General features: G+C 60.3%; 17 protein-coding genes. All 17 read right to left on the reverse strand.

Annotation, left to right across the window (positions count from 1 at the left end; genetic code table 11):
• Positions 1-549: 549 nt before the first annotated feature.
• The 17 genes from ccmB to gatB all read right to left on the reverse strand — a co-directional run bounded on the left by ccmB (position 550) and on the right by gatB (position 16,887).
• Positions 550-1,233, reverse strand: a complete 684-nt coding sequence (ccmB, locus tag Q7L05_RS13785; protein ID WP_303907776.1) for a heme exporter protein CcmB — start codon at positions 1,231-1,233, stop codon at positions 550-552.
• Positions 1,226-1,876, reverse strand: coding sequence for a cytochrome c biogenesis heme-transporting ATPase CcmA (gene ccmA / locus Q7L05_RS13790; protein WP_303907779.1), 651 nt, complete (start codon positions 1,874-1,876; stop codon positions 1,226-1,228). The genes ccmB and ccmA overlap by 8 nt, the downstream gene beginning before the upstream one ends.
• Before the next feature lie 223 nt (positions 1,877-2,099).
• Entirely contained in the window at positions 2,100-3,464 is a 1,365-nt protein-coding gene (locus Q7L05_RS13795; RefSeq protein ID WP_303907781.1) for a sigma-54-dependent transcriptional regulator, read from the reverse strand.
• A 16-nt stretch (positions 3,465-3,480) separates the two neighbouring features.
• Positions 3,481-4,917 carry a two-component system sensor histidine kinase NtrB gene (locus Q7L05_RS13800; protein WP_303907784.1) on the reverse strand — a complete coding sequence of 479 codons (1,437 nt, stop codon included), beginning with the start codon at positions 4,915-4,917 and terminating at the stop codon, positions 3,481-3,483.
• Between the two features lie 62 nt (positions 4,918-4,979).
• On the reverse strand, positions 4,980-6,155 hold the full coding sequence (gene extI, locus Q7L05_RS13805; protein ID WP_303907788.1) for a selenite/tellurite reduction operon porin ExtI: 1,176 nt from the start codon (positions 6,153-6,155) through the stop codon (positions 4,980-4,982).
• 1 nt (position 6,156) lies between these two features.
• Positions 6,157-6,669 (reverse strand): hypothetical protein, encoded by a 513-nt coding sequence (locus Q7L05_RS13810; protein ID WP_303907791.1) that lies wholly within the window; start codon positions 6,667-6,669, stop codon positions 6,157-6,159.
• On the reverse strand, positions 6,662-6,931 hold the full coding sequence (locus tag Q7L05_RS13815; protein ID WP_303907794.1) for a hypothetical protein: 270 nt from the start codon (positions 6,929-6,931) through the stop codon (positions 6,662-6,664). The genes Q7L05_RS13810 and Q7L05_RS13815 overlap by 8 nt, the downstream gene beginning before the upstream one ends.
• Complete coding sequence (locus tag Q7L05_RS13820) at positions 6,928-8,145, reverse strand: multiheme c-type cytochrome (protein WP_303907797.1); 1,218 nt, start codon at positions 8,143-8,145, stop codon at positions 6,928-6,930. Before Q7L05_RS13820 ends, Q7L05_RS13815 begins: the two co-directional genes overlap by 4 nt.
• A 45-nt stretch (positions 8,146-8,190) precedes the next feature.
• A complete protein-coding gene (locus Q7L05_RS13825) occupies positions 8,191-9,735 on the reverse strand; it encodes a sulfurtransferase (protein ID WP_303907799.1) in 1,545 nt (514 codons plus the stop codon).
• 51 nt (positions 9,736-9,786) lie between these two features.
• Positions 9,787-9,963 (reverse strand): hypothetical protein, encoded by a 177-nt coding sequence (locus Q7L05_RS13830; RefSeq protein WP_303907802.1) that lies wholly within the window; start codon positions 9,961-9,963, stop codon positions 9,787-9,789.
• Complete coding sequence (locus Q7L05_RS13835; protein ID WP_303907805.1) at positions 9,960-10,211, reverse strand: hypothetical protein; 252 nt, start codon at positions 10,209-10,211, stop codon at positions 9,960-9,962. Before Q7L05_RS13835 ends, Q7L05_RS13830 begins: the two co-directional genes overlap by 4 nt.
• Positions 10,212-10,223: 12 nt before the next feature.
• The gene (locus Q7L05_RS13840; protein WP_303907808.1) at positions 10,224-10,529 is read right to left on the reverse strand and encodes a DsrE family protein; all 306 of its coding nucleotides are present in this window, start codon (positions 10,527-10,529) and stop codon (positions 10,224-10,226) included.
• 2 nt (positions 10,530-10,531) lie between these two features.
• Positions 10,532-10,783 carry a sulfurtransferase TusA family protein gene (locus Q7L05_RS13845; protein WP_092995015.1) on the reverse strand — a complete coding sequence of 84 codons (252 nt, stop codon included), beginning with the start codon at positions 10,781-10,783 and terminating at the stop codon, positions 10,532-10,534.
• A 30-nt stretch (positions 10,784-10,813) separates the two neighbouring features.
• Positions 10,814-12,262 carry a YeeE/YedE family protein gene (locus Q7L05_RS13850; protein ID WP_303907816.1) on the reverse strand — a complete coding sequence of 483 codons (1,449 nt, stop codon included), beginning with the start codon at positions 12,260-12,262 and terminating at the stop codon, positions 10,814-10,816.
• Between the two features lie 9 nt (positions 12,263-12,271).
• Entirely contained in the window at positions 12,272-12,598 is a 327-nt protein-coding gene (locus Q7L05_RS13855; RefSeq protein WP_303907819.1) for a sulfurtransferase TusA family protein, read from the reverse strand.
• A gap of 1,028 nt (positions 12,599-13,626) precedes the next feature.
• Entirely contained in the window at positions 13,627-14,496 is an 870-nt protein-coding gene (gene hslO / locus Q7L05_RS13860; protein ID WP_303907822.1) for an Hsp33 family molecular chaperone HslO, read from the reverse strand.
• Positions 14,497-15,453: 957 nt separating this feature from the next.
• Positions 15,454-16,887, reverse strand: coding sequence for an Asp-tRNA(Asn)/Glu-tRNA(Gln) amidotransferase subunit GatB (gene gatB / locus Q7L05_RS13865; protein ID WP_303907825.1), 1,434 nt, complete (start codon positions 16,885-16,887; stop codon positions 15,454-15,456).
• Positions 16,888-17,065: the final 178 nt, after the last annotated feature.

Genomic DNA, 17,065 nt, shown 5'->3' on the forward strand with positions numbered 1-17,065 from the left:
CCTATCAAGAATGCACCCTACAGCCACCCCATTTCCACAAAGCCGATGACCTTGCCGAATGCTTCGTATCCCGTGTGGGGCACATCCCAAATGCGCCGGCTCCGATCACCATCGAACGGTGCATTTGAATGTGCCCCAACCACGGTGGATGCACTCCGTAAATTAATCGGCGCTATCAAAAGACCGAGGCCTATCAAGAATGCACCCTACAGCCACCCCATTTCCACAAAGCCGATGACCTTGCGGAATGCTTCGTATCCCGTGTGGGGCACAGCCCAAATGCGCCGGCTCCGATCACCACCGGAGCGGTTGCCGTAGGGCGCATTCTCGATGCGCCACCCCCATTGCCACAAAGCCGCCGGGCTATCCGATGCACCAACCGGTGTGGAGGCACTTCCCAAATGCGCCGGCTCCGACCACCATCGAACGGTGCATTTGAATGTGCCCCAACCATGGTGGGTGCACTCTGTCAATTGATCGGCTCTGATAAAACACGGTTGCATATCCAAGAATGCACCCTACAAGTTGGCATACAAGAATGCACCCTACTCAATTCAGACTGATCCGCAGGGCGGCGGCGGCAGCCAGTGGCGCGAGGGCCACCGACAGGGCCAGCAGTGCACCGAGCAGTGCCAACTGACCCGTGACCTCGAGACCGGCATCGGCATTGCCTACGGCGCCGGCGGCGAAGATCAACACCGGGATGTACAGCGGCAGCACCAGCAGCGACAGCAGTACACCACCCCGGCGCAATCCCACCGTCAACGCCACCCCGATGGCACCGACCAGGCTGAGCACCGGGGTGCCCAGTGCCAGTGTGGCCAGCAAAACCCCCATCACCGCCGGGTCCATGTGCAGCAATAGCGCCAGCAGGGGTGCGAGAAACAGAAGCGGCAATCCACTGATAAGCCAGTGCGCCAATACCTTGGACAGCACCACCAGCGATAGCGGGTGGGGGCTCAGCACGATCTGTTCGAGAGTACCGTCGTCAAAATCGGAACGGAACATTCCCTCCAGCGACAGCATCGCGGCAAGCAGTGCCGCTACCCAGACCACACCGGGAGCCAGGGTCTGCAACAGCACCGGGTCCGGACTGATACCGAGTGGAAACAGGGTTACCACGATGGTGAAGAAAACCAGGGGATTGGCGAGTTGCGAACGATGGCGATAGGCCAGCAGCAGATCGCGTCGCAAGGTTGCCAGCAGTGCGCTGCTCAGACTCGTTTCAGTCATCGGAGAGATCCAGCTTGATCACTTCGCCATGCTCGAATGCCATGACATGGTGAGTAGTGACCACGGCCAGGCCATCCGCTGCCAGGTGCTCGGCCAACAGGCTCTCGACCGTATCGCGACCTTGGGGATCGAGAGCGGTAAAGGGTTCGTCCAGTATCCACAATCGCGCCTCAGTGATCAGCAGACGCGCCAGTGCGACCCGTCGCTGCTGACCGGCCGACAGCCTCCGACAGGGGATCTCCTCGCACTCTGCGGGCAGCCCCAGCCGCTCCAGCGCATGCTCTGCGGTGATGCCGGTGCGCCGCTGCCGTCCCGCCCTAAAGAATTCGAGGTTTTCGAGGGGTGTCAGATCGCCTTTTACGCCGGGCACATGGCCGACATAGCAAAGGTCCGTAACGAAATCCGGATAGCACTCGCGGATATTGCGCTTGTTCCAGCGCACTTCACCACTGGTGGGAAGGGTCAGGCCGCAGAGGATCCGTAAAAGAGTGGTTTTCCCGCTGCCATTGCGTCCCTCGATCTGGAGGACCTGACCGGGCAGGACCGACAACTCCAGATTCGAGAAAAGCGGCTCGTCGTTGCGCTCCATATGCAGCGCGTGGGTTTGCAGCAGTGTCGGCGACGAAGAGAGGGAAAGATTCACGTATTTTTTAAATGGTCAAGTAGGGATCGGTCAACTAGTAATCAATCAATATCGACAGTCTCTGGAAAATCGCACTGATATCAGCCGCCACTTATTTTGAATAAGTTCAAGTCGTGACGGCAGAAAAAGGGGTCATTGATTAAACTGACACCCACATTACCACACATTCTTTTGGAGGTTGCGAACTCTCGCGATCCGTCGGTTCACCCCGGGCCAAAAGCGACTAGGCTTCAAGCCCGTGGCGCTTGATCTTGCGCCAGAGGGTGGATTTGTCGATGCCGAGAATTTCGGCAGTGAGGTTCCGGTCACCCTGGGTATCACGCAGGATCTTGCGGATAAACCAGATTTCCAGTTCCTCGAGGCTCTGCGGTGGAATCGTTCCGCCATCATCGGTGTGGCTTTCGGAGGTTCGCGACAGATGCGGCGGCAACAGGTCGCTCCCGATTTCATCGCTCTCGCACAGAATCACCATGCGCTGAATCAGATGCTCCAGCTCACGGACATTGCCCGGCCAGTCGTGCCGCAGCAGGCCGGCGAGCACCTCGGTAGAGAGGCGGCGCACCGGCTTGCCATACTGGCTCGCAAACTTGTTGAGGAAGAAATAGCCGAGCACCGGCACGTCGGCGCGACGCTCGCGCAGCGGTGGAATCGCCACCTCCATCACCATCAGCCGGTAATAGAGATCCTCGCGAAAATCGCCGCTGGCGATCAGCTCCTGCATCGGCCGGTTGCTGGCGGCAAGTACCCTGACATCCACGTGGCGCGGCTCGGTACCGCCCATGGGATAGAACCCGCCGTCTTCCAGCACCCGCAGCAGTTTTGCCTGTAGCGAGAGGGAGGCGTTGTTGATTTCGTCCAGAAACAGCGTTCCGCCGCTGGCGGTCTCGAACAGGCCGGGCTTGGTGCGATCGGCGCCGGTAAAGGCGCCTTTCTGAAAGCCGAACAGTTCGCTCTCGATCAGGTGTTCGGGAATCGCGGCGCAGTTGATGGCAACAAAGGGACGATCGTGCCGATTGCTCTGCATGTGCATTTGCCGGGCGACGACCTCCTTGCCGCAACCGCTCTCGCCGGTGATCAGAATGCTGCAGTCATAGCCGGCCGCGGCATCGATGGTCTGCTGCACCCGGACCATCGCTTGCGACTGACCGATCAATCCTCCGTTTTCCTTATAGATCCGATTCTGGGCGCGCAGGCGACGGTTCTCTTCACTCAACTGGAAGTGCTCCAACGCACGCTCGACCGTGCAGCGCAATTCGAGGTTTTCAAAAGGCTTTCGAATGTAATCGAAGGCATCGCTCTTGAACGCCTCGATGGCCGATTCCACGGTGGCGTAGCCGGTCACCAGCACGACCTGGGTCAGGGGACTGACGGACTTTGCGTGCTTGAGTACCTGAAGACCATCCGGTCCGGGCATGCGCAGGTCCGTCACCACCACGGCGACGTCATTGGCATCGAGCAACGAATTGGCCTCGTCCGCATCGCGGGCGCAGATCACATTACCCAAAGGTTCAAGCACATTGGCGATAAGCCCGCGCATGTGCACATCATCTTCCGATACCAGGATCGTAGGACGGTTTTCTGTAGTCATAGAGTCGGGGATTCGCTTATGAGGCCGCCTTGACGTACTCGGCGCTCACCGCCGGCAGTCGTAAAACAAAGCGAGCACCGTCGGAGTATTCCGGATCGTGACGGATAAAACCACCACGCCGGACCATCATCGCCTGACTGATCGAGAGACCGAGGCCGCTGCCATCGCCAACATCCTTGGTGGTGAAGAAGGGGTCAAAGATTCGACTGCGCACCTCGTGCGGTATACCGGGACCATTATCCTCCACCTCGATGGCGATGAACCCGCTGTCGTCCTCACGTACGCCGATGCGGATGCGCGGTTCCTCTACCCGGCTGACGGCCTGAATGGCGTTCAGGATCAGATTGGTAAGGACGATGTCCAGTTGCCCGCAGCCGCCGTCGATCACCAGACGCTGGTCGGGCAGGTCCATTTCTATGACAATCTGGTGACGCTTGAGCCGGCAGCTCATGAAGGTGTCGATCAATTCACGGATCAGTGGAACGATTTCACACATGTCCCCGCTGCACTGATCCTGCCGCGCATAGTTGAGCAGGTCCTGCACGATCCGCGAGCAGCGTTTGGTTTCGTCGGCAACCACGACCGCATAGCCGAGCAGTTTTTCATCCTCCATGGAGTCCCGCAGCAGCTGGGAGTAGCCGAGGATGTTGCCGAGTGGGGTATTCAGTTCATGGGCGACTCCGGCGGCGAGTTGACCCATCGCCACCAGCTTCTCACGAATGGCGACGCTGTCCTGCAGCTGGCGGTAGTCGGTAACATCCTGCAGCGTAACCACCGCACCCATATCCGCCTCGTGCTGATTGATGAAGGCGAGATTCATGGAGAGCCAGCGCTCTCCCCTGTCGAGGGCAACCAGCAGTTCGCGGTTTCGCACCGGACGCTTGTAGAGGAAGGCGTCGCGAAGAACATCACGATCGTGTTCACCGACCTCGAGCAGATCGAAAAGATTGGCGTCTTTCAGCTGTTCCGGGGGTAGCCCGAACAGCACCTCGGCCGTCTTGTTGGAACTGGCGACTTCCAGATCGTCGGAGATGTGCAGCAAGGCGCCGGGAAGGCTCTGAAGGATGGCATCCATCTTGTTGCGCTCGTTGAGCGCCCGCGCCTGGCACTCCTCGACCGTTGAAAACATGCGGCCGAGGGTGTGAATGGTGGTGTTGTAGTCACCAATGAAGCGCCGCAAAAAGGGACCGTCGGCCACGGCGGTGTCGACCGGGACGAGCAGCCCCTCCCTGGCCTGAATCAACCCCTGCCGAATCCTTCTGATCGCCACATGACAGCGCATCGTGGCGAGGGTCGCCAGCACTGCGATCACGACGCTGAGCGCAGCGACCCAGGGGAAGCGGGCAGCGGCATAGGCCGCCCCCCATGTTGCCGCCCCGACGCAAATAATCAGGACAGCGAAAAGACCGACCTGCCATAGTCTGGCGGGTGGAAACGACCGGATTCCAAACAAATGCACACCTCTTTATCAATTCACCATGCAGCCGGGGCAGAGGCCCCGGCTGTGGCGGAACATCAGAATATCATCTGGAATCCGAGTGTCACCTGATCGTGATCCTGCAACGCCGGATTCGTCCCGCTCTCGACATTGTCGAAATCGACACTGCGATACTCGCCCGTCAGCTTCAGCTGCTGCCCATCGATGTAGTAGTTGAAGCCGCCGGCAGTGGTGGTGTTGTCGAGCAGACCCGAGTCGAGATTGAAATCGGACGTGTCATAGCGGGCAAACAACTGCAGCCGCCCGATGCCGATCTTGTTGGGGAACAGATAACCCACCTTGCCATACGAGGAGTCAAGTTCCGAGTTGGCGGGCAAAGCCAAATCGGGATCCTCGTTGATGGCGTTATCGATACTGTAATCGAATGTGGCCGCCGAAGCCGTGAAGGTGCCGGCTGCGGTCGGATACTCGAAGAACACATCCGCAGTGGTGGCCGTGTAGTCTTCGGCACTGTTCCGCCCGGTGGTGAAGTCGCTGTAGGCGACATCCGCCTGGGTGTCGTAGGCGAACCCGATGGTGAAGACCTTCTGCGTGCCGAGGTAGGTGCCGCGATACCCATAGTCGTACTCGGGATCCAGCGGACTCCAGTGGACACGGGCCGTCATGCGGGGGTTATCCTGTGCCACCTCATCAGCCTCGCGGCCATCCGCCAGCATCAGGCGATACTGAAGAGCACCGTCAGCCAGATTGCCCCACACCGCGACACCGGTGTCACGGCTTCCGCCGAAGGGCGTGAACGACATCGCACTGCGATCCAGTGTCAACGGCTCCAGACAGGCCTCGAGATTCTCGCGCGAGAAGGTGTTTTTGAACCGCCCGGCCATGAAGCGTAGCGGGTCGCTGTAGTCGAGGGTGAGATAGGCATCACGGAAGAAGGTCGAGCTGTCGTCCTCCCCGTCCTTGCTGTCGACGCCACCCTCCAGTTGGGCGTAGAAGCCGACGTAGTCGTTGTACTGTCCGGTGAAGGTCAGGCGATTGCGACGCAGGAAGAAATCCGTCTGGTCGCCGTCGTCGTTGGATGAGGTGAAGTCTTCATACTGTGCCCACATTTGCAGGGCATAGTTGAACGTCACCGATCCCTGCTCTCCGAAGTTCACCGTCGGTCCGGCGGAGGCGGCCAGCGGCAGGCTGCCCGCCAGTGCTCCCGCGACCCAAATGGCGAGGCGCTGTTTTCTCTTGTTATTCATCGTCATTTTATTTCTCCCCAGATGCGGCGGTCAGGTACCGTTGCAGGTATTCATCGGCCTCGTCGCCTTCGTGGCAACTGGCACAGGACTGATCCGGTGTTTCGTTGGGATTGACAATCAGGTCGCGGTGCGCCATGGACTTGCGGATGATGCGGGGGTTGCCGTTGTGACAGCCGTTGCACGAGTGATTCACCTTGTCGTGCTGGACGTGCCAGGGCGCGGCGCTCTCATCCATATTGGGTGCCTCGGCCCGATTACCGTCGTGGCACTTGAAACAGCTGGAGGCACCGAGTCCGCACGCGTTGGCGATTCCGATGAGGGAAAAGCCGGAAGATTGTCCGGTCCCCTCGGCCAGCGATTCGGCGCCCCAACCGGCATCCGGTTCGCCTGCTATCGAAGTCGGCAGTGATGAGTCCACCACTGCGAGTCCGGTCGCAACTACGCCCAGAGACGCGATTGTCACCACCGTTCTGCGAATGCCTTTCAGCATGGTCTGTATCCTGCGTCCCATATCAGTCATCTCCTCTCTGCTTTTCTTCGGTGCCGGCGTTTTCGCCGTCGATTCTTTTTGTACCGGAGCCGCTCCGGCGTTCATCCGGCTCTTTTCGTTGCCGCTCGGCGCGGCGAATGTCGTCTTCACTCAGGCCGCCTACGCACATGCAGGCGGGCCCCCTTTCACGAAATTTCAGGCGCCGCTCTCCCTCCTCGGCGGCCACTACGGTGGTCATTACCAGCAGACCGAAGCCGGTGACCAGAGCCACGCCGACCAGACGGCCGTTCACGAGGCACCCCCGGGAACGGGCACGGGCTCGCGCAACCGGAGCGCTTCGAAACGGGTTGCCCGTGCTTCGGTCAACGCCTGACGCAATAATCCCAAAGTCTCCGCATCCATCTTGTCCGCCTGTTTCAGCATGTCGATGTAGGTCCGCTCGTAGTGCTCGGCGGGCGCTACCTTCAGGGCGGCCTCCACCACCCACCCCTCTCCGGGCGGCGAAGCCAACGGCTGTCGAACCTTCAGCCATTCGCCGGCCGGGAGGCGGGTATCCGCCAGTTCTTTGGTAATGGCCGTGTCCACCTGCCAACCGATGGTCCGTTCGGCCAGTGGACGCCGCTGCCCTTGCGGGCCGACCAGCGACAGCTGCAGATAGACCTTCGGCACCATGTAGGTCGGGAAGTGGTGCCCCGCCCCCACGTTGCCGAGGGATGCCTCAGCCATCAGGCCCCGATCGTCGCCCTCGACGATCTCCAGCGTCAGTTCCACCGCCCGGCGTACCATCTCCGGGTCATGAATACCCCGGAACTCATGCCGACGATCCGGCATGTGGCACTGCTGGCAGGTCTTCTCCCCCGCCCAGGGGCTGGCCTGCCACTGCGCCAGGGTATCCTCCCGGAGCTTGCCGTTGAGCCGCGGCCCATCCTCCGGAAACTGGTGACAGGTGGCACAGAAACGGCTGTCCCGGTAGGCGGCACGCACCTCGAACCCGTCGTGCGCCGGCTCGCGGGTCGCCCCCCGGGACGGCGGCCCGAAACGCTGGTGGTCGCGCAGGTGACAGCTGGAGCACATCACCCCCTGATGACCGAGGTCCGGGGGCACATACTCCGGCAGGTCACCGGCCGGCACATTCGGCCACCCATGCTCCCGCGCCAGCAGGGCCTTCTGCTCGGCGAGGGGGGCATGACAGCGCAGGCACTTGTTCGCCGCCTCCTGGTCCATCAGCCGCAATTGCCAGCGGATCCCGGGACCGAGCGCCTTGCGGTGCAGACTCTGACGCCAGTCCCGGTGCTGGTCCGGATGACACTGGGCGCACGCCTCCGCCCCGAGGGAGGCCTCCAGCGGAGAAAATCCCACCGGCGGCGTCCCCTGGGGAGCAATCGGGTGTGCCCAGTGCTGGTCGAGAAAGCTCTCCACCGCATCCTCCGCTGAGGTTGTCCAGAACCACCCGCCCGCGATGGTGGCTGCGAGCAGGGCGATTGCGCTGATGAAATAGCGTTTCATGCCATTAGCAGGCAGGGGCGAGCGAACCCGCCCGCCCCCGTGCGGTTAGCCACAGCTGTTGGTTGGCATCTCAACGCCACCACCGGAACTACCGCCGTCATCGGAGTCAGTTCCCGTATCGCCGCCGTCGTCAACGGTGATGCCCTTGTAGGCGAGGTCTTCGTTGATGATGGCGTTGGCCGAACTGGCGTAGGCATTGACGATGGCACGCGGAGCGACATTGGCCGGGTCACTGGCCGTGCGGAACATACTCCACTCCGACTTGTCGGTGCGCCAGGGGGAATCCCAGGGCAGAATGGTGTCGCCATCGCTACTTACGGCCACAACGTTGGCCATCGAATGCCACTCGTACATGGCGCCGTCATAGAAGCGGGTGGGCAGACCAAGAATGGCCGCGGAGGCGAAACCCGTCACCATCGCGCGGTAGGTGGTCTCGCAATAGGTATAAATCGTATCGCCCTCCTGGTAGGCCCGGCCCGCGCCGACGCCCTGCAGAGTGCCATCGACAAACTGGTTATCGTCGACATCGGGCTGGCCGTTCAGGTAGGCCTGGATTTCGGACTTGGACTTGAAGGTCCAGCCCTCAGTCCCGTCAGCGATATTGGAGTACGCCAGGAGCAGCGCTCCGTTCGGGTGGCCCTGGGTGGCGCCGTAATTGCGGAAGTCGTAATCGTCATTGGGCGAGTATTCGTCGCTGTCCCCCTTTTTACCCGCAATGTAATCCACACCATCAGCCGGAACTCCACTCGAATCCAGGCTGGTTGGCAAGTTGTTACCGCGCGCATCCCAAATAAAGACACCGTCACCGAGCAGGTTGGCGTCTTGCGAAGGCACCACATTCATCATGTCTTCCAGGGTGGCCTGCAGGGCAAAGTTGATCTCCGGCAGGTCCTTGACGCTGGCGGTACCGTTCATCGGTGGGGTGCTGCCGGCTACGGCGAAATAGCTGACATCCAGCGCGGTGTTGTCACCCTCGCCGTTCCACTGGTTACCCCCGTTCAGGACCGCCAGATGCTCCTTGGGCGTCCCCCAGTAGCGGAACATGTACCAGCAGCGTCCGGCGCGCATCGACTGGCCCGCTCCTGCTGTGCCCTGGGCACAGATAATCATGTCCTCGGCCGGGTCGATGCCGTATTTGGCCAGGAAGGTATCCATAGACCGTCCACTCGGCACCATGGAACGGGTCTCTATGACCCCGTTCGAACGGGATTCATCCCACTCGCTGGCCTGATAGGTGAAAACATTGGTGCCATTCGGCTTGATGAACTCATAGCCGGCCTCACCACTCCCTGTCTGCAAGATCACCAGCTTGCCATCGATGCCGCTGGGGCGGTTGCCTTCCCAGTTGTCGATCCAGCTCTTGAGGGTGTTGCCGGTGATCAGGCCGTTGACGTTGTTGTCGTAGTTGTCGGCCGATTCCTGGGCTATCGTCGCCGGGGTGGCCTGAACCACCCTGTCCGTGGTGTTCGATGTGTAGGTCTCATCTTCACTGCCGCCGCAGGCGGACAGTCCCATGGCCAGGGTCAGGCTCAGTCCTATTGCCGGGATTCGATACCGACCGAATTGACTGCTCGTTTGATTTCGCATCATCTCTCCCACTCCTCCGTACACCTTTGATTCGTCTCGCCGTCGCCGCTTCCGTTACTTCAATACGACAGGGAGCCGGTTTTCGCCTAGCAGATCCAGGGCCCGGGAGGCATCGGCCGCGTCGCACTCGGCGACATCGCAGCCCAGTTCCTCCAGTGCCTTGTGCAGGCGTTGATCGAAGCCATCGCTTCGGGTTGCTGCCTTCATCAACAGAATTCGTTTTTCGCTCATACGATGTACACCGCATCTGCCGTGGTGATCTCGCGGGCCAGTGCCCGCATGCCTTCGTCGCTGTCCGGCTCGAGCTGCTGAACCGGCACGTCGGCAAAGTCCAGTGCATCGAGGTGCTCCTCTGCATCGGCACCCGCCTCGCCGCACAGGGCGACCTTCACCGGGTCGTCGAGCAGGGTGAGGCCGGCGGCCATTCGCAATGCCTCGGAGCGTTTGTCGAGGGCAATGATCAAGATCTGTTTCTGCATGCTGTTATCCCCTCAATACACCACGACGCGGTCGCACCAGTGCGCCAGTTCCGCATCCTGGTACTGCCCCCCGACGATCACGGCATCGGCAACCGCGGACGGCACCGTCTGCTCGAACCGCTCCATGCTGAATTCACACACCGCCAGCGTCAGCCGGTCCGACCCGACCAGCTCCTGGATGCGGCTCTGGTCGAGCGCCCGTATGCCGGTGTCGGTGAGAAAGCAGCGCAGTTCGTGGTTCCGGTCCGCCGCCGCCTGAAGCAGGCCGACGGCCGGGCCGGCCATCTCCTCTCCGGTAATCACAACGCCTAGTTTCATGGTCACGCCTTCTGGATTTTCCAGGTGGAACCATCGCTGCCATCGGCGCGATCGATGAGTTCGTTGCCACTCGACTCGCACATGGCAAGGATCGATTCCCCCGACGAGGGGTTGTCGAACTGCAGGGTCAATACGTCCCCGGCTGCCATCTTTTCCAGCGCCTTCTTGGTATACATCTGCGGGTGCGGACAGCTGTAGCCGCGCACGTCCAGCGAGTATGCGCCGTCCCCGGTCTGCTCGAATTTCACTGCCATTTTTTTACTCCTTATTCCGGTTTTTCGTTTTTACAGTGCGAAGTCGCCTTCGCGTGAAGCACGCCACTCCAGCCAGGCATTGAAGCCCTTCACACCCAGGTAACCGCCACCAATCATGCCGGCGAGAAATACCCAGCCGCTCAGGTCGCCATTGGTGACCGTGGCGAAGAAGGCGCCGATATTGCAGCCCATGCCGATGCGCGCGCCGATACCCATCAGCGTGCCGCCGACCAGGGCGAATACCGCCGTCTCCAGGCTCGGCATCTTCCATTTGAATTCGCTGCGCATGTGCGCCATCACAGCTGCACCGAGAATGATGCCGATGGACATGAAGCCCGGAGCGTTCAGCAGCGGATTGGGGAGACCGTTCTCCAGCCCGAAGAAGATGTTGTCCATGTTCTCGACACCGAGCTTGTTGAGCAGCCAGCCGCCCCATTGCGCTTCCTGGGTGGTGATGTACCAGTACCCCGGGTCGAACACGGTGCCCTGCAGCGAAAGGCCGCTTTCGTAGCCCATGCTCTCCAGCAGTTCACCAAAGCCGAAGATGTTGTAGTGCTCGCGCAGGGCGCCGGTGGTCCACATCTGCAGGCCGGCGAAAATACCGAGCCCGATACCGGCGAGGGCGGTGTTTTTGGAGGAGGTGATCATCGCCCACATGCCGCGGGCGTTGTCGCCGAGTCCGGCTCGGTCGATCTTGTTGCGGCGCAGATAGCTGCGGCGATAGAAAAACAGGTAGAGAACCACCAGCAACAGCAGCGATGGCAGTACTGCCGAGAGAAACGAGTTGGCGAAGTAGATCCCGGCGGCGGAATCCTCCATGCCCAGCGACGCTGCGACCGTGGTGCCGTTGAGGTTCCAGATGTAGCCGCTGATGAACTGGTCGAACCAACCATTGGTGACCGAAAGCTCCTCGGGCATGCCGGTGGCCTCGGCTGCTTCGGTCCAGGCGGCGGGCACGAACCGGTCCGACCAGTCCCCCATTGCCACGAAGGCGGCCTGGGAGAAGGAGATGGCCACGATGACCAGCATGGACCCGACGTTGCCCTCCCCCGCCTTGTAGAGCGAGCCGGAGGCGCAGCCGCCAGTGAAAACCATACCGAAGCCGAAGATCAGGCCGCCGATGACGATGTGCCAGCCCAGGGGGTGCGGGGCAAAGGTGCTGAATCCGGCCGATTGCACCCCGGCGGCCATCAGCGAATAGAGGGCGACGGCAATCAGCATGCCTACCGCCATCCGTGGCACACCGACCGCAAAGAGGTCGCGGACCGCCGATGCCATGCAGAAGCGACCGTACTGCAGGAGCAAACCATAGGCAGTGCCAAACCAGACGTAGACGAGCAAGTAGACGAAACGGGTATCGATGCTCAGAGCGACAATGGAGCCGAGCGCCACCAGTCCCAGGATGATCGCGGCTGATATCCTGCCGCTGCCTGCACGGCTATCGACGACTGTTCCCGGAAGTACGTTCTCTTCGGTCATGGATTATCCTCAAAATCGGTTTTTCGGTGCTTCGTACACGCCTTTGCGCATATAGACGCGCCAGTGATCGCCTCGCCTGAGCGTTGCCACGTGGGTCCCGCCTTGTGAAAACATCAGGGCCGGCAGGGTCTCCACCGTGGCCGGGTTGTCGGACAGCAGTTCAATCATCTCGCCCTCCTCCAACTCGTCCAGCACGCGCATCGTCAGCAGTTGCGGCCGGGGACACGCCGCGCCGATGCAGTCCAGGGTGCGGGAAATCGCCACTTCACCCACTTGAGGCAGGGTGACGGTATGCGGCACCGCCAGCACGGTGGTCTCCTGTTTACGGCTCAGCATTCGCTGTATCCAGTTCACGAACCCCCGTCCCCTTCGTGGTTGCTCACCAGAAATAGAGCACGGTCTGTGCCAACGGCAAAATTGGTTGAGGAGACAGTTAGTTAGGGAAAACCGGTGGGTTTTTTCGAAGTCGCAATTTGCAATAGGCGATTGTCATGACGCGCGCACATTGCATGTTGCAATGCGGAGAGAAAGGCCGAATAGAGGGATGAAATTGGACGCACGGATGGACATCGAACCAACGGGAGAAGGCCAGGAATGTAGGATGGGGTGAGCTCCGCGAACCCCATCATTGATGGGGAAAACGGTGCCTTTGAAGAATGCACCCTACGGAATCGGCACCGTTTGGAATGTATTTCCGTGTAGGTCGGCTTCCGGACAGAAATGTAGGATGGGGTGAGCCCGCGAACCCCATCATTGATCGGGAAATCGGTGCCTTTGAAGAATGCACCCTACGGGAGAAATCGGCACCGTTTGGGATGTATTTCCGTGTAGGTCGGCTTCCGGACAGGAATGTAGGATGGGGTGAGCCCCGCGAACCCCATCATTGATCATCGGGAAATCGGTGCATTTGAAGAATGCACCCTACGGGAGAAATCAGCACCGTTTGGAATGTATTTCCGTGTAGGTCGGCTTCCGGACAGAAATGTAGGATGGGGTGAGCCCGCGAACCCCATCATCGATCGGAGAAGCGGTGCATTTGAAGAATGCACCCTACGGGAGAAACCAGCACCGTTTGGAATCTATTTCCGTGTAGGTCGGCTTCCAGGCAGAAATGTAGGATGGGGTGAGCCCCGCGAACCCCATCATCGATCGGAGAAGCGGTGCATTTGAAGAATGCACCCTACGGGAGAAACCGGCACCGTTTGGGATGTATTTCCGTGTAGGTCGGCTTCCGGACAGAAATGTAGGATGGGGTGAGCTCCGCGAACCCCATCATCGATCGGAGAAGCGGTGCATTTGAAGAATGCACCCTACGGGAGAAACCGGCAGGGGCTGGGGCATATTCAAGAAGGAACGACAGCCTGCTAGTGGCGGGTGGTTGAGACCTCGGGCTGTTCCGGACCGGCAAACAGGCGCTCCACATCCACTGCGTCGTAAGCATAACGGCGATTGCAAAACTCGCAATTGACCGCCACTTCGCCTTCAGTGCGAATGATATCCGTCACCTCATCATGGCCGAGGCCGCGCAGCGCACTTTCAACTCGCTCCCGGGAACAGGAGCAGCGGAAGCTTACGGGCTCGCTCTCGAACACCCGAACATCCTCTTCATGGAACAGACGCCGGATCACCTCTCCCTGCTCGAGATCGAGCAGTTCCGGTTCGGTCACCGTTTCGGCCAGGGTGGAGACGCGATTCCAGGCGTCTTCCTCGCTGTACTGTCCCGGCAAATCCTGGAGAAGCAGGCCGGCTGCACTATCGCTGTCCGCCGCCAACCACAACCGGGTGGGCAGCTGTTCGGAGCGGTAGAGATAGCCTTCGATGGCCTCGGCGAAGCTGTCACCCTCCAGAGGCACGATACCCTGGTAGCGATCGCGTCCGGTTTTTTTCTGATCGATGGTAATGATCAGCCGGGCATCACCGAATTGGCCGGTCAGGCTGGCCTCATCGGGCTCGCCCTCCCAATGCGCCAGGCCGCGAAGCGTACGCGCGCTGGTGCACTCGACCACCATCATCCCGATGGGACCATCGCCCCGGACCTGCAGGGTCATGCTGCCGTCGAATTTGAGTGTTGCCGAAAGCAGAATGCTGGCAGCCATCAATTCGCCCAGCCGGGTCCGAACCACCGGCGGATAATCCTGCCGCTCCAGCACCGCCTGCCAGCTGGCGTCCAGGCGAACCAGCTCGCCGCGAATGCCGAGGTTTTCGAAGAGGAACCGCTGTAGTGTGTCATTCATAACCGGTGAGACCCTTTTTTGGATTCGCAAGTTCGGTCATGGCCCCCAAAGGAAACTACGGGGAATGCCGTAGGGCGCATTCTCGATAAGCCCCCAACGTACCCACAAAGCCGACGCATTTACGCGATACCCCATACCGTCGTGAGGCCCGATACTAAATGCGCCGCGACTCCGGTCGTTTGGCAAAACGGTGCTTTAGGAGAATGCCTCCACACCCGGAGTCGGTCATTTGGCGAAACGGTGCATTTGCAGAATTTGGCCGTTCCGGGGGCATATTCTTGACGTGGCGGCTCCGGTCGTCGGTGGAGCGGTGTGTTGGAAGAATGCACCCTACGGGATGGTGCATTCCGAGCCCACGTAGGGCGCATTCTCGATAAGCCCCCAACGTACCCACAAAGCCGACGCATTTACGCGATACCCCATACCGTCGTGAGGCCCGATACTAAATGCGCCGCGACTCCGGTCGTTTGGCAAAACGGTGCTTTAGGAGAATGCCTCCACACCCGGAGTCGGTCATTTGGCGAAACGGTGCATTTGCAGAATTTGGCCGTTCCGGGGGCATATTCTTGACGTGGCGGCTCCGGTCGTCGGTGGAGCGGTGTGTTGGAAGAATGCACCCTACGGGATGGTGCATTCCGAGCCCACGTAGGGCGCATTCTCGATAAGCCCCCAACGTACCCACAAAGCCGACGCATTTACGCGATACCCCATACCGTCGTGAGGCCCGATACTAAATGCGCCGCGACTCCGGTCGTTTGGCAAAACGGTGCTTTAGGAGAATGCCTCCACACCCGGAGTCGGTCATTTGGCGAAACGGTGCATTTGCAGAATTTGGCCGTTCCGGGGGCATATTCTTGACGTGGCGGCTCCGGTCGTCGGTGGAGCGGTGTGTTGGAAGAATGCACCCTACGTCCGTTATAACCCCGTGATTCCCGTGTCCTTCGTGGTGCAAACGGCTTAGCCGAGCTTCGCCTTGAGCAGCTCGTTGACCTGCTGGGGATTGGCTTTGCCTTTGCTGGCTTTCATCACCTGGCCGACGAAGAAGCCCATGACCTTGTCCTTGCCGGCGCGGTACTGCTCGACCTGTTTCGGGTTATCGGCGATGACCTGTTCGATGATGCCTTCGATGGCGCCGGTATCGGTGATCTGCTTCAGACCTTTCGACTCGATTACGGTGTCGGCATCGCCTTCGCCGTTCCACATGGCCTCGAAGACATCCTTGGCGATCTTGCCGGAGATGGTGTTGTCGACGATACGCTTGAGCATCCCGCCGAGCATCTCGGCGGAGACCGGCGATTCGGTGATCTCCTTCCCGTGCTTGTTCAGAAATGCGGACAGGTCTCCCATCACCCAATTGGCGGCTAGCTTGGGATCGCCATCGGAGGCCTTCACCACGGCCTCGTAGAAATCACCCATCTCCCGGGAGGCAGTCAGCGCACCGGCATCGTAACGGGAGAGACCGTAGTGGGTTACGAAGCGCTCCATCTTCTCACCCGGCAGTTCCGGCAGGGTCTTGCGCACCTCTTCCACAAAGCCTCGATCCAGTTCCACCGGCAGGAGATCGGGATCCGGGAAGTAGCGGTAATCGTTGGCCTCCTCCTTGGAACGCATCGGGCGGGTCTCGCCCTTGTCCGCATCATAGAGGCGCGTCTCCTGCACCACCTCACCGCCACCCTCGATGACGGCGATCTGGCGTTCGATCTCGAAGTCGATGGCACGTTCGACGAAGCGGAAAGAGTTGAGGTTTTTCAGCTCCGCACGGGTGCCGAACTCCTTTTGACCCTTCGGACGCACCGAAACGTTGGCATCACAGCGGAACGAGCCCTCCTGCATGTTGCCATCGCAAATCTCCAGGTAGCGGACCAGGGAGTGCATCTTTTTCATGTAAGCCACCGCCTCCCTGGCCGAACAGAGTTCCGGCTCGGAGACGATCTCCAGCAGCGGTGTGCCGGCCCGGTTGAGGTCGACGCCGGTCATGCCGTGGAAGTCCTCGTGCAGGGACTTGCCGGCGTCCTCTTCCAGGTGAGCACGGGTGACGCCGATGCGTCGGGTCTCCCCGTCCTCCAGTTCGATGTCCAGGTGTCCTCCCTCGACCACGGGCAATTCATACTGGGAGATCTGATAGCCCTTGGGCAGATCCGGGTAGAAGTAGTTCTTGCGGGCAAAGACCGAACGCTCAGCGACATGTGCACCGATGGCGAGGCCGAACTTCGCAGCCATGCGCACCACTTCCCGATTCAGCACCGGCAGTACACCCGGCAGCCCCAGGTCCACCGCACAGGCCTGTGTATTCGGCTCGGCGCCGTAGGCCGTGGAAGCCCCGGAGAAAATCTTGCTCTTGGTAGCGAGCTGGGCATGAATCTCAAGCCCGATGACACATTCCCAATCCATATTCGACACCTAAATTTAATTTTCTACCGCAAAGATCGCAAAGACTCCTGATGAACTTGCCCTCGCTGTCATTACGAGGAGCCTCCTGATGAACTTGCCCTCGCTGTCATTAGAGGAGCCTAAGCGACGAAGTAATCTCCTGCTCCCAAAACCCCAGATTGCCGCGTCGCTGGGGCTC

The sequence above is a fragment of the Thiohalomonas denitrificans genome (assembly GCF_016841685.1).
Lineage (GTDB): Bacteria > Pseudomonadota > Gammaproteobacteria > Thiohalomonadales > Thiohalomonadaceae > Thiohalomonas > Thiohalomonas denitrificans_A.

Coding starts and splice junctions, on each gene's coding strand:
- ccmB (WP_303907776.1), bottom strand. CDS start 1,233: ATGACTGAAACGAGTCTGAGCAGCGCACTGCTGGCAACCTTGCGACGC.
- Q7L05_RS13795 (WP_303907781.1), bottom strand. CDS start 3,464: ATGACTACAGAAAACCGTCCTACGATCCTGGTATCGGAAGATGATGTG.
- extI (WP_303907788.1), bottom strand. CDS start 6,155: ATGACGATGAATAACAAGAGAAAACAGCGCCTCGCCATTTGGGTCGCG.
- Q7L05_RS13810 (WP_303907791.1), bottom strand. CDS start 6,669: ATGACTGATATGGGACGCAGGATACAGACCATGCTGAAAGGCATTCGC.
- Q7L05_RS13820 (WP_303907797.1), bottom strand. CDS start 8,145: ATGAAACGCTATTTCATCAGCGCAATCGCCCTGCTCGCAGCCACCATC.
- Q7L05_RS13825 (WP_303907799.1), bottom strand. CDS start 9,735: ATGATGCGAAATCAAACGAGCAGTCAATTCGGTCGGTATCGAATCCCG.
- Q7L05_RS13830 (WP_303907802.1), bottom strand. CDS start 9,963: ATGAGCGAAAAACGAATTCTGTTGATGAAGGCAGCAACCCGAAGCGAT.
- Q7L05_RS13835 (WP_303907805.1), bottom strand. CDS start 10,211: ATGCAGAAACAGATCTTGATCATTGCCCTCGACAAACGCTCCGAGGCA.
- Q7L05_RS13840 (WP_303907808.1), bottom strand. CDS start 10,529: ATGAAACTAGGCGTTGTGATTACCGGAGAGGAGATGGCCGGCCCGGCC.
- Q7L05_RS13845 (WP_092995015.1), bottom strand. CDS start 10,783: ATGGCAGTGAAATTCGAGCAGACCGGGGACGGCGCATACTCGCTGGAC.
- Q7L05_RS13850 (WP_303907816.1), bottom strand. CDS start 12,262: ATGACCGAAGAGAACGTACTTCCGGGAACAGTCGTCGATAGCCGTGCA.
- Q7L05_RS13855 (WP_303907819.1), bottom strand. CDS start 12,598: ATGCTGAGCCGTAAACAGGAGACCACCGTGCTGGCGGTGCCGCATACC.
- hslO (WP_303907822.1), bottom strand. CDS start 14,496: ATGAATGACACACTACAGCGGTTCCTCTTCGAAAACCTCGGCATTCGC.
- gatB (WP_303907825.1), bottom strand. CDS start 16,887: ATGGATTGGGAATGTGTCATCGGGCTTGAGATTCATGCCCAGCTCGCT.